Raw genomic sequence first — 11970 nt, forward strand, 5'->3', positions numbered from 1 at the left:
CTTCCTCTCGGGACGGCCGAAGGCGGTTCGGGACTGCTCGGTGCGCATCAGGACGGCAGGGAACCGGTCGCGGCCGGGCGGGCGGGATCGGCGGACCAGGCCGACCAGGAGCCGGGGAAGAGCGTCGCGTCGAACCCGGCGATCGCGAGGGCCGCGATCTGGTGGGCCGCGGTGACACTGGACCCGCAGTACACGCCGATCCCGGCCGCGTCACCGGCGCCGTGGTCCTCGAACCGTTTGCGCAGCACCTCGGGCGGCAGGAACGTCCCGTCGGCCGCGAGGTTCTCGCCGGTCGGAGCGGAGACAGCGCCCGGGATGTGACCCGCGCGAGGGTCGACCGGCTCCTGCTCGCCGCGATAGCGCTCCCCGGCGCGGGCGTCCAACAGCAGCCCCGTGACGGCCAGTTGAGCCGCGCCGTCCGCGTTTGTCACAGGCAGTCCGCCCGGCCGGAGGACGATGTCGTCCGGCTCCGGCGCATCGAGGTCCGGCCTCGGCGCATCCGTATCCGGCTTTGTCGCGCCCGGGCCCCGACTCCAGCGGCAGCCCCGCCGCCCGCCACGCGCCCAACGCCCCGTCCAGCAGGGTCACTTCCGGAACTCCGGCCCAGCGCAGCAGCCACCAGGCGCGGGCCGCTGCCGTGTTGCCCAGGTCGTCGTACACGACAACCGGCCGCCCCTCCTTGAGGCCCCAACTCCGCGCAGCCGCCTGCAGATCCGCGAGGTCCGGCAGTGGATGACGGCCGCCCTCCGGGCTCGGCGGACCGGCCAGTTCGCGGTCCAGGTCGACGTACACCGCCCCCGGAATGTGAGCGGCCGTGTAGTGGTCCCGGCCGTGCGGGTCGCCCAGCGCCCAGCGCACGTCGAGCAGTACGGGCGGCTGCCCGGAGTCGAGCAGCTCGCGCAGTTCCGCGACCGTCGTCGTCACCCGGGCGCTCATGCGAGGCCCTCCGCGATCGCGGGCAGCTCGGGGGAGAGGCGCAGCCGCTCCAGGAAGAGCACGACCGTGGCGGCGGCGGTGCGGTGCAGCGCGTCGTTGAGCACGTCGTGTCGGCCGCCGTTGAAGGTCACGGTCCGTACGCCGGCGTGTCCCTCGTACGCGCTGAGTGCATCGGCGAGCGGACTCACCGCGTCCTCGGCCCCGTGCAGGGCCAGCACCGGAACCCGTACGAGATCCAGGCGCGGCTCCGGCAGGTCCGGGGCCGTGTCCAGTGCCCCGCGCCGGAAGCCCGGGTCGTTCGTGAGGCGGGCCCGGTGCGTCGGGCAGGCGGTGCGTGCCTCGGCCTCGGCCTCCCAACTCCCGGACGTCCAGGGGGCGGTGGGCAGACCGGCCAGAATCAGCGCGTCGATCCCCGGGGTCTGTTCGGCGGCGAGCCGAGAGGCGTACAGGGCGCCCGTGTCCGAGCCGACCAGCACCTTCGGGCCGGGCAGGGACTCGTCGGCGAGGAGCTTGGCCGCCTCGTCGAGTACGGACGGATCGGCGGCCGGGTCACCGAGGGCACGCACGCGATAGGCGTCGAAGGCGAGACGGCGGCCGAACCGCTCGTACACACCACCGTGCTCGCCCCGGCCGGCCAGCACGATCAACGTGCCGCGGGCGGCGAGGCCTTCGGGTTCGTCCCAGGAGGTGGACAGCGAGGAGGGCATGAGGAAGCAACTCCCTTGTTCAGGGCAGGGGAAAGGAGGACCGCAGGAGCGAAAAGGGGAGGCGCGGCAGCCTGCCGACACGTGTCAGGGCAGGGGAGACACGATCAGTGGAGGCCGAGCGGGAACGCCGGTGACCGGCGGGGAATCAACGACAGCGCGCGCTGCACGCCACGCCGAAGTCGATGACTCGGCGCTGCGTCAGAAGGGCAGCGGAAGCGGTCGTGGGAACCATGGGTTCATCATGACCGGCCGGGGCGGATTCCGTCCAACGACGATTCCGCATCGAAATCGATCAGCTATCGCGATCGGTGCGGGAGGCGGGCTACGGTCGCCGTATGCCCCAACCTGTCCTGGACATCGTGGCCCTGCGCAGCCTGACCGCGATAGCCGACTGCGGCGGTTTCCACCGTGCGGCCCACTCCCTCGCCCTGAGTCAGTCCGCGGTCAGCCAGCATGTGCGCAGGCTGGAGAAGACGCTGGGGAGCCCGGTCGTCGAACGCGAGGGCCGGGGTACGCGGTTCACCCCGGAGGGACGGCTCCTCGTGGAGCAGGCCCGCCGCATCCTCGCCGTCCACGACGAGGCCGTGCGGGTACTGCTCGACACCGAGGGCGACACCGTCACCATCGGGTCCACCGAGCACGCCGCCGACCAGTTCCTGCCCCGGCTGACCGCGGCCGTCCAGGAGGTGCGGCCCGGCTGCCGGGTGCGCTTCCGCATCGACCGCTCGGCACGGCTCGTCGAGGCCGTGGAGCGCGGCAGCGTGGACGTCGCGGTGTATGTGACGGAGGCGGCGGCCACCGAGGGGACTCCGGTCGGCGGTCTCCCGCTGACCTGGCACGCCACTCCCGGCTGGACGCCGCCGACGGCGCCAGCCCCGGTCCCGCTGGTCGCCATCGAGGACCCGTGCGCGATCCGCCGCCGGGCCATCGCGACCCTCGCCGCGCACGGCGTCGCCGCCACGGTCGTCGGCGACGCCGGCTATCTCGCGGGGGTGCTCGACGTGGCGCGCACGGGCGTGGGCGTAGCGCTCCTGGCCGCGGTCGGGCCCGCGCCGGACGGACTGAGCCCGTACGACGGACTGCCGTCGGTCACACCGATCCCGATGAGCGCACTGGCCCGGCCGGGCGCAGACCCGGCGACGGTCGCGGCGGCGTTCGAGGCCGTACGGAACCTGCTGCGCCCGGCGGGCTGACTCGGTCCTCGCCGGGAGACGCGGCTCTTGGCGGGGTGCCTCAGTCCTTGGCCAGCATGCGGGCCAGTACGGCGCGCTGCAGCGGGCGTACCTCGCCGTGCAGGTCGCGGCCCTTGCCGGTGAGGGCCACCCAGACCCCGCGGCGGTCCTCCTGGCAGACGCTCCGCTCCACCAGGCCCTCCTTCTCCAGGCGGCCGATGAGGCGGGAGAGGGCGCTCTGGCTCAGATGGACCCGGTCGGCGATGTTCTGCACCCGGCACTGGTCGACCGGGCCCGAGCCGGTGCCTGTGCTCGACTGCGAGTCGGAGTCCGGGCCCGCGGTCGCCGTGCCCGACGCGAGGATGTCGAGCACCTCGAAGTCACTGGCGCCGAGGCCGTGCGGATGGAGCTCGCGGTCGATCTCGCACATGGTGCGCGCGTGCACCGACAGGATGTCCCGCCACTGGTCCTCGAGCCGGGGAGCGACCTTCTCTGCTGCCATATCCGCACGGTAACAGAGAAAGCGTTCATTGTTTACCATGCAACTAGTGCATTTGCATGGAGTTGCTCACCTTGCTCAGGACGCCTCCTGGATGAGACCGACGTCGTTGCCGTCCGCGTCCTTCACGGAGGCGATCAGCGTGCCGCCCCCGACGTCCTGGATGTCCTGGACCACCTCGGCGCCCGCGTCGACGAGACCGGCGAGGCTCGCCTTGATGTCGCCGACGTGCCAGTAGGGGACGGGCGCCGTCAGGCCCTTCGCGTGACCGTTGGGGTCGAGCCCGACCTCCGGCCCGCCGGGGGCCCGGAAGCCCACGTAGTACGCCTCGTCCACGTACGGCTCCACTCCCAGGAGTGTGCCGAACAGGGCCTTGGCCCGGGCGAGGTCCTTGACGGGATAGGTGATGGTCTTGAGGCCTTCGGCCATGACGGGCTCCTCGGTTGTCGTGATTTCCACCGGCGGTCGTCACCGGTTCGGACCGGTTTCTCGCCGGTGGAATCACGTTATGGCCGAGGGGCGGGAGCACGCTTCTCCGATCCTGACCGGTCGCCCCGGAGCGCGGATCGTCAGCCGGTGAAGATCTCCACGACCGACCAGACGGCGAGCCCGAGCATGCACAGCCCGCCGATCCGCTGCACGGTCTTCAGCGGTACGCGCTTGGCGATGAACCGCCCGGCCAGCAGCGCGAGCGCGGAGACCGACATGAGGGCGGCCGCGGAACCGACGGCCACGGACGCGACGCCGTTGGTGGCCGCGAGGTTGGCGGTCGTGATCTGCGTGAGATCGCCCCACTCGCTGATGAAGACGGCCATGAAGGCGGTCGTGTAGACGGGCCAGAAGCCGGTGACGGTCCGGCCGCCGGCGTCCTCCTCGTCGTCGTCCCCCGTGCCGCGCAGCAGCATGAAGGCGCCGAACGCGAAGAGCGCGGCCGAGACCGACTTGACCGTCCAGTCGGGCAGCAGACCGATGAGGCTTCCGGCGCCGACGGCGATCGCGACGTGCACGACGAACGCGGTGGACGTACCGAACCACACGTACAGCGGCCGCATACGGGTGCCCATGGCGAGCGACGCGAACATCGTCTTGTCCGGCAGCTCGGCGAGGAAGATCAGCCCGAAGGCGGTGAGGATCGCCAGTGGGTCGAGATGCATTCCGGGTGGCTTTCTGTAGGGACCGGGCCCCCGGATCTTCGCGAAGCGCCCTCGACCGGGGCGACGGGAGAACCGATCGGCCCGGCATGACGGGTGCGCCGCAAGGACTGCGGGCACATCGATGCCTGGCCGAAGGTCTCGTCCACCCGTGTGATCACACGGGCCCGGCCACCGGGAACCCGAGGGCTCCAGTGTGTCGACGACCGGTTCGCAGGACTACTCCCCTTCGCAGTCACTCAGTGTACAGGACACCCATACGACCTTCGCATGAGCGTGCGGGCGGGGGGTATGCGAAGAACACTCGACGCGGACGGGCAAGGGATGGTCCCGCCCGCGACTCACGAGCGGAACCCTCATGAACGGCTCACTTCACGAAACGACAAGCTCCGAAGACGCGTCAGAGGCGTCGGACACGTCCGATGTGATCCTGCGCGCTCTGAGCGTCCTGGCCCACAACGGCCTGGACGGCGACGCGCGGACCCGGCTGGCCGGCACCGAGGTGCTGGTGCCGGCCTCCGACACGGAGACCCGGAAACTGACCCTGCCGGTCATCGGCCGGGCCGTCCTCGTCTTCACGTCCGAGGAGCGCATGGCGCAGACCCTGCCGGACGTCCAGTGCTACCACCTCGTACCCCTGGGCATGATTCCGGCTCACTGGCCCGGGCGCGGCCTGGCACTCACCATCGACCCCGGTTCACCCGAGGCCGTGACGCTGTCGGCGGAGGGCGTGCACCTGTTGCTGGGCCCACCCCTGAAAGCCGCGTGAGTCACCCCGGTCTCAGGGGGCTCAGGTCGACTGACGTTTCACCAGTTCCGTCGGCAGGATCACCGCCGCCGGATCCTCCCCGCCGATCTGGGCGAGCAGCACCCGCACCATCTCGGCGCTGATCCGGTCGTACGGCTGCCGGATGGTCGTCAGCTGGGGGCGGGCGGCCAGGGCGGCCGAGGAGTCGTCGAAGCCGCCCACCGAGACGTCCTCCGGGACACGGCGACCGGCCCGCTCCAGGGAGGTGAGTACGCCCTGAGCCATCAGGTCGGACGCGACGAACACGGCGTCCACGTCCGGGCACTGGGCCAGGAGCCGTTCCGCGCCCGCCTCGCCGCTGGCCCGGCTGTAGTCACCGGACACGACGAGCCGTTCGTCGAACTCGATGCCCGCCTCGGCGAGCACCTCCCGGTAGCCCGCGAGCCGCTCCACACCGCCGGGTGTGTCCAGGGGACCGGTCACCACGCCGATACGGTGACGGCCGAGGGACACCAGGTGGCGCACCATGTCACGGGCGCCGTCCCGGTCGTCCGCGGCAACGTAACTCACCTTGGAGCCGACGCCGATCGGCTTGCCGCACATCACCAGCGGCACCCCCGCCTCGCGCAGCTGCTCGGCGACCGGGTCCCCGGAGTGGTTGGAGACCAGCAGCACCCCGTCGACATGGCCCGCCGTGATGTACCGCGTGATGCGGCGCCGCTCGTCCTCGGTGCCCGCGAGCATCAGCAGCAGCGGGATGTCGTGCGCCGCCAGTGCCTGCGTACAACCCCGCAGCAGGACATTGAAGTTGGGGTCCTCGAAGAACCTCTCCTGCGGCTCCGTGAGCAGGAAGCCGATCGAGTCCGAGCGTCCGGTGATCAGTGAGCGGGCGTGCCGGTTCACGACGTAACCCGTCCTGCGGATGGCGGCGTTGACCGCCTCCTGGGCCGTGGGACTCACGTAGTGCCCGCCGTTGAGCACGCGCGAGACGGTCCCTCGGGAGACTCCCGCCTCGCGCGCGACATCGTGAATCGTCGGCGGTTTGCGCCGGCCCCCCGATTGGCTCATGGTCACGACTTTACGGCTCCCGACAGCAGATCGAGGCTCCAGAACCGCTGGATGACCAGGAACAGCGCGATGAGCGGAACGACCGCGAGCAGCGCGCCGGTGATCACCAGTGTGTAGAGGGCCGGGGTGTTGGAGCCCTGTTCGAGCAGGGTGAACAGACCGAGGGTGATCGGGAACTTCTCGTCGTCGCTGAGCATGATGTACGGCAGCAGGAAGTTGTTCCACACCGCCACGAACTGGAAGAGGAACACCGTCACCAGTCCGGGCACCATCATCGGCAGCGCGATCCGTGTGAAGATCCTCAGCTCGCTCGCCCCGTCCACCCGCCCCGCCTCGACGACGTCGGCGGGCACGGCGGCGGCTGCGTAGATCCGCGCGAGATACACGCCGTACGGCGACAGGACGAGCGGCAGCAGGACGGACGCGTACGAGTCCGTGAGGTCCGCCTTGGCCATGAGCAGATACTGCGGGATCGCGAGGATCACCGGCGGCATCAGCACGCCCGCCATCAGGATGTTGAAGATGGTCTCGCGGCCGCGGAACCGGTAGATCGCGAGGGCGTAGCCGCTGAACGCCGAGACGACGGTCGACAGGAGGGCGCCCAGGCCCGCGTAGAGGGCGGAGTTGCCCATCCACTTCCAGTACAGGCCGTCGCGGTAGGCGTTCAGGTCCGAGACGTTGTCGGCGAAGCCCGTGCCCGGCAGGAACGTGAACGTCGAGAACAGCTCGCTGCCCGACTTGGTCGCCGCGATCACCACCCACGCCACCGGCAGCAGACAGTAGACCGCGCCGATCAGCAGCGTCACCGTGGGGACGAAGGCGATCCGGCGGCGCAGCGGCGGCCCCTGGGCGGTGCCGGGCGTCGTGCCCGCGGCGGGGGACGCCTTGCGGACGGCAAGAGAACTCACTGTGCTGCCTCCTGCTTGTTACGGGAGTTCGCGGCCCGCAGGAAGCCGAAGGACAGGACCAGCGTGACGATGGCGATGATCACCGCGGTCGCCGCCGCCGAGTAGATGTCACCCTTGCCGAAGGCGTCCTGGTACACCTTCATCAGCGGACTCCAGGTCGTGGACACGGAGTTGGTCAGCGGTTTGAGGGTGGTCGGCTCGCTGAACACCTGGAGCGTCGCGATGATCGAGAAGAAGAAGGTCAGCACCAGCGAGGGCGCCACCATCGGGATCTTGATCCTGATCGCGATCTGCAGCGGGGTGGCACCGTCCAGCTTCGCCGCCTCGTACACCTCTGCAGGGATGGACTGCAGCGCGGTGTAGATGACGATCATGTTGAAGCCGGTGCCGCCCCACACCGCGATGTTGGACAGCGCGAGGTACAGCGGCCCGCCGTCCAGCAGGTCCGGCTGCGGCATGCCCAGCCTGTCGAGGACGAAGTAGAAGGGGCTGACGTCCGGCAGGTACAGAAAGCCCCACAGCATCGCCGCGACGACACCCGGAATGGCGTACGGGAGGAAGATCGCGAGCCGGGTGACCGGCGCGAGGCGGACCCGGTCGGTGTCGAGCATCAGCGCGAAGAGCAGCGCGAGCCCGAGCATCACCGGCACCACGATGGCGCCGTAGCCGAGCACACGCAGCGCTCCGTCGAGCAGCTGGGAGTCGGTGAGGGAGTCGGTGTAGTTCTCCAGGCCCGCCCAGACCTCCTTGCGGGCGCCCGCGCCCAGGCCGAGGCCCTTGACCTGGACCTTGTGCAGGCTGAGCCACATCGCGTAGCCGATGGGCAGCGCGAAGAAGAGGGCGAACAGGATCGTCGCGGGGAGGAGGAAGGCGTACGGGGCCCCCTTGACCCCGTACGACCTCCGGCGTGCGCTCGTCACTCCGCGACCTCGAAGCCCTGCTTCTTGAGGTCGGCGACCGTGTCGCCCTGCATCGTCTTCAGCGCGGCGCCGAAGTCCGACTTGTTCTTGGCGGCGGAGCCGAACGCGTCCTTGAACGTGGTGTACGCGACGTTGACGTTCGGGCCCCAGGCGGAGGGCGCGGTGTTCTTGGCGATGTCGGCGGCCTGGGTGTAGAAGTCCTTCTGGTTCGAGAAGAAGGCCGGCGGCTCGGCGAACGCGTCACTGGTCTGCGCGGTCGTGGCGGCCGGGTAGATGCCGCCCTCCTTCGCGAGCGCGGTCAGCGCCTGGGGGTCCGTGTTCAGCCAGGCGGCGAACTTCGCGGCGGCCGACTTGTGCTTGGAGTCCGTGGTGACTGCCGTGGACGAACCGCCCCAGCTCCCCGTGACGTCGTCGCTCTGCGACCACTGCGGCAGCGGAGCCATCGCCCACTTGCCCTTGGTGTCGGGCGCGGCGGTGGTCAGGGTGCCGGGCGCCCAGACAGCGCTGACCCAGGCGATCTGCTTGCCGGTGTTGAGCGCCTTGTTCCAGGCCGGGGTGTACATCGGCTGGTTGTCGATCGCGCCCTCCTTGACGAGGCCGCCCCAGAAGTCGGCGACCTTCTGCGTCGCCGCGTCGTCGATGCCGACCTTCCACTTCTGGCCCTCTGTCGTCCACCACTTGGCGCCCGCCTGCTGGGCGAGACCGGCGAAGAGACCGGAGTCGTTGGCGGAGAAGGTGGTCAGGTCCGTGCCCGGCGACTTCTTCTTCAGCGCGCGGGCGGTCTCGGCGAACTGGTCCCAGGTCTGCGGGACTTCGAGGCCGTACTTCTTGAACAGGTCCTGGCGGTAGTAGAACATCATCGGCCCGGAGTCCTGCGGGATCGCGTACACCGCGTCCGAGCCCAGCGTGGTCTGCTGCCAGACGCCGTCGGCGAACTTGTCCTTCACGCCGTCCACGTCGCCGGCTATGTCGGCGAGCGCGTCATTGCTGACCAGGGTCGGCAGAGCCTGGTACTCGGCCTGGACCAGGTCCGGGGCCTTCTTGGCCTTGTGCGCGGTGAGGATCTTGGTGACCAGCGTGTCGCCCGACGCCTGCTTCTTGACCGTGACCTTGATCTGGTCCTTCTTGCCCTGGCCGTTGTTCCACAGGTCGGCGACCTTGTCCATGCCAGGCGTCCAGGACCAGTACGTCAGCGAGACCGGCCCCGAGTCGGCCTCGCTGTCGTTGTCGTCCGAGGAGCCGCAGGCGGCAAGTGCGGTGGCGCCGAGCGTGACGGCGACCGAGATGGTCACGAGGCGACGCAGCTTCGTGTGTGGCATGGATCTATCTCCCTGACCGTGGTCTCCGCCTGCTGCGGAGGCCTGCCCCTTTTTCTTGTGCGGCTCGCCTCCGGGGCGCTTCAGCCGGTGTCGAGAGCACGACCGTGCTCAGCCCTTCGGGCCTCCGCGCACTCGCGACCTCGACACCGGCGCGCCCCCCGGCTCACCCGTGCTGCTTCTGTGAGCGTTCACAGTAGAGAAACATCCAGGACACTTGTCAATGGTTGTTGCTGTGCGGTTATGTTGGCCTCGCGCCACTGGAGCTGTGTGTGCACGTTCCCAAATGATCGATCGACCGGGAGACATTCCATGCCGGAGACCACCCCCAAGGGCCTCACGAGGCTCGCCTTCGGTGGGGACTACAACCCCGAGCAGTGGCCGGAAACCGTCTGGCCCGAGGACGTCCGCCTGATGCGCGAGGCCGGCGTCACGATGGTCAGCGTCGGAATCTTCTCCTGGGCGCTGCTGGAGCCCGAGCCCGGGAAATACGACTTCGGCTGGCTCGACCGCCTGCTGGACCTGCTGCACGAGAACGGGATACGCGCCGACCTCGGTACACCGACGGTGGCGCCGCCCGCCTGGTTCTACCGCGAGCACCCCGAAGCCCTGCCCGTGGCCGCCGACGGCACCCGCTACGAGTTCGGCTCGCGCGGCGCCATCTGCCACAGCAACACCCACTACCGCTCGGCCGCCGCGAACATCACCACCCGGCTCGCCACCCGTTACGCCGAACACCCCGCGCTCGCGATGTGGCACGTCCACAACGAATACGGCGTCCCCGTCTCGGCCTGCTACTGCGACAGCTGCGCCGCGCACTTCCGCCGCTGGCTCGGCAAGACGTACGGCACGGTCGACGCGGTCAACGAGGCCTGGGGCACGGCCTTCTGGGGCCAGCGGTACGCGGACCTCGACCAGATCAACCCGCCCCGGGTGACCCCGACGGTCGGCAACCCGGCCCAGGCGCTCGACTACAAGCGGTTCGCCGACGACACCATGCGCGAGAACTTCGTCGCCGAGCGGGACATCCTGCACCGCCTCGCGCCCGGCATCCCGGTCACCACCAACTTCATGACCGCCCTCAGCCAGTGCGACTCCGTCGACTACTGGGCCTGGGGCCGCGAGGTCGACCTCGTCACCAACGACCACTACCTGATCACCGACGGCCGCCGTACGCATGTGAACCTCGCGATGGCCGCCGACCTCACCCGCTCCGTCGCGGGCGGCGCCCCCTGGCTGCTGCTCGAACACTCCACGTCGGGGGTCAACTGGCAGACCCGCAACCCGGCCAAGGCCCCCGGCCAGATGGCCCGCAACTCCCTCGCCCATGTGGCCCGCGGCTCCGACGGCGCGATGTTCTTCCAGTGGCGGCAGTCACGGCGCGGCGCGGAGAAGTTCCACTCGGCGATGCTGCCGCACGCGGGCACCGACTCCCGGGTGTGGCGCGAGGTCGTCGAACTCGGCGCGTCCGTCGACTCGTTGAGCGCCGTCCGCGGCACCCGCACCCAGGCCGACGCCGCCGTCCTGTGGGACTGGCACTCCTGGTGGGCGCAGAACCTCCAGTGGCGCCCCAGCGAGGACCACGACCCGCGCGAGCGCGCCGACGCCTTCTACGAGGCCCTCTACGACCGCCACCTCACCGTCGACTTCGCCCACCCCGAAGCCGACTTGTCGGCCTATCCCCTTGTCGTCGTGCCGGCCCTCTACCTGATGACCGAGGCCGCCGGGCAGAACCTGAAGGAGTACGTCGAGAACGGCGGCACCCTCGTCGTCTCGTACTTCTCCGGCATCGTCGACGAGCGCGACGCCGTGCACGAGGGCCCCTACCCCGGCCCGCTGCGGGACGTACTCGGCCTTACGGTCGAGGAGTTCTCTCCACTGCTCGCCGGCGACCAGGTCCGCATCACCGGACCCGACGGATCCGAACTCGCCGGGGACGTCTGGACCGAGTTCGTCGTGCCGCGCGGTGCCGAGACCGTGTGGACGTACGCCGACGGGCTCACCGAGGGGCATCCCGCCGTCACCCGGCACCGGCTCGGTGAGGGGTCTGCCTGGTACGTGTCCACGCGGTTGGCGGCCCAGGGGCTCGACGCGCTTGTCGGCTGGGCCGCCGACGACGCGCGGATCGCGCCTCGTGCCGGTCTGCCTCGGGATGTCGAAGTGGTGCGGCGGGTGGGGGAGTCGGGGACGTTCCTCTTCGCGATCAACCACTCCGGTGTCGACGCGAAGGTCGCGCTCGATGCGCACGGTACTGAGCTGCTCACCGGCGAACGGGCGGCGGGGCGCCTCGCGGTACCCGCGGGGGGCGTCCGGGTCGTGCGTCTAGACGGCTGACCCGCCCCAATGATTTCGCCCCCGCCGCCCCTACCCATTCCCGTCACTGCTCGGGGGCCGGCCCCCGAACCCCCGCTCCTCAAACGCCGGAGAGGCTGAATACTTCGCGTCCCGGGCCGACACTTCAGCCCGTCCGGCGTTTGAGGACGAGGCCGTCCAGGCCGACAAGGGGGGTCTGGGGGCGCAGCCCCCAGGGACGGGAACGGGAAGG

Annotated in this window: 11 protein-coding genes and 1 pseudogene; 3 read left to right on the forward strand and 9 right to left on the reverse strand. The window is 70.2% G+C overall.

Going from position 1 to position 11970, the window contains the following annotated elements; all coding sequences use genetic code 11:
* Positions 1-47 precede the first annotated feature (47 nt).
* Positions 48-936: pseudogene (locus OG718_RS46550) on the reverse strand (sulfurtransferase).
* Positions 933-1643: a lysophospholipase gene (locus tag OG718_RS46555; RefSeq protein ID WP_328847010.1), complete on the reverse strand. Its 711-nt coding sequence runs from the start codon at positions 1641-1643 to the stop codon at positions 933-935. The pseudogene OG718_RS46550 and the gene OG718_RS46555 overlap by 4 nt, the downstream one beginning before the upstream one ends.
* A gap of 335 nt (positions 1644-1978) precedes the next feature.
* On the opposite strand from OG718_RS46555, the gene OG718_RS46560 reads away from it, so the two are divergent.
* A complete protein-coding gene (locus tag OG718_RS46560) occupies positions 1979-2836 on the forward strand; it encodes a LysR family transcriptional regulator (protein WP_143633500.1) in 858 nt (285 codons plus the stop codon).
* 40 nt (positions 2837-2876) lie between these two features.
* Here the strand turns inward: OG718_RS46560 and OG718_RS46565 are convergent, their stop codons facing one another.
* The 3 genes from OG718_RS46565 to OG718_RS46575 form a co-directional block, all read right to left on the reverse strand.
* Entirely contained in the window at positions 2877-3317 is a 441-nt protein-coding gene (locus tag OG718_RS46565) for a MarR family winged helix-turn-helix transcriptional regulator (RefSeq protein ID WP_143633502.1), read from the reverse strand.
* Positions 3318-3392: 75 nt separating this feature from the next.
* On the reverse strand, positions 3393-3743 hold the full coding sequence (locus OG718_RS46570) for a VOC family protein (protein ID WP_143633504.1): 351 nt from the start codon (positions 3741-3743) through the stop codon (positions 3393-3395).
* 140 nt (positions 3744-3883) lie between these two features.
* A complete protein-coding gene (locus OG718_RS46575) occupies positions 3884-4468 on the reverse strand; it encodes a TMEM165/GDT1 family protein (protein WP_143633505.1) in 585 nt (194 codons plus the stop codon).
* Positions 4469-4823: 355 nt separating this feature from the next.
* On the opposite strand from OG718_RS46575, the gene OG718_RS46580 reads away from it, so the two are divergent.
* Positions 4824-5234, forward strand: a complete 411-nt coding sequence (locus OG718_RS46580; RefSeq protein ID WP_306941436.1) for an SseB family protein — start codon at positions 4824-4826, stop codon at positions 5232-5234.
* Positions 5235-5255: 21 nt separating this feature from the next.
* Here OG718_RS46580 and OG718_RS46585 read toward each other — a convergent pair whose 3' ends face one another.
* From OG718_RS46585 to OG718_RS46600, 4 genes are read right to left on the reverse strand one after another with little or no spacing between them, the layout of a single operon-like run.
* On the reverse strand, positions 5256-6287 hold the full coding sequence (locus OG718_RS46585; RefSeq protein WP_328847011.1) for a LacI family DNA-binding transcriptional regulator: 1032 nt from the start codon (positions 6285-6287) through the stop codon (positions 5256-5258).
* Positions 6284-7189: a carbohydrate ABC transporter permease gene (locus tag OG718_RS46590; protein ID WP_143633511.1), complete on the reverse strand. Its 906-nt coding sequence runs from the start codon at positions 7187-7189 to the stop codon at positions 6284-6286. Before OG718_RS46590 ends, OG718_RS46585 begins: the two co-directional genes overlap by 4 nt.
* On the reverse strand, positions 7186-8109 hold the full coding sequence (locus OG718_RS46595) for a carbohydrate ABC transporter permease (protein WP_143633513.1): 924 nt from the start codon (positions 8107-8109) through the stop codon (positions 7186-7188). The genes OG718_RS46590 and OG718_RS46595 overlap by 4 nt, the downstream gene beginning before the upstream one ends.
* The gene (locus OG718_RS46600) at positions 8106-9428 is read right to left on the reverse strand and encodes an ABC transporter substrate-binding protein (protein WP_143633515.1); all 1323 of its coding nucleotides are present in this window, start codon (positions 9426-9428) and stop codon (positions 8106-8108) included. Before OG718_RS46600 ends, OG718_RS46595 begins: the two co-directional genes overlap by 4 nt.
* Before the next feature lie 309 nt (positions 9429-9737).
* Here OG718_RS46600 and OG718_RS46605 point away from each other — a divergent pair, with 309 nt between their 5' ends.
* On the forward strand, positions 9738-11759 hold the full coding sequence (locus OG718_RS46605; RefSeq protein ID WP_328847012.1) for a beta-galactosidase: 2022 nt from the start codon (positions 9738-9740) through the stop codon (positions 11757-11759).
* The last annotated feature ends 211 nt before the right edge of the window (positions 11760-11970 follow it).

The sequence above is a fragment of the Streptomyces sp. NBC_00258 genome (genome assembly GCF_036182465.1).
In the GTDB taxonomy this organism is placed as follows: Bacteria; Actinomycetota; Actinomycetes; order Streptomycetales; family Streptomycetaceae; genus Streptomyces.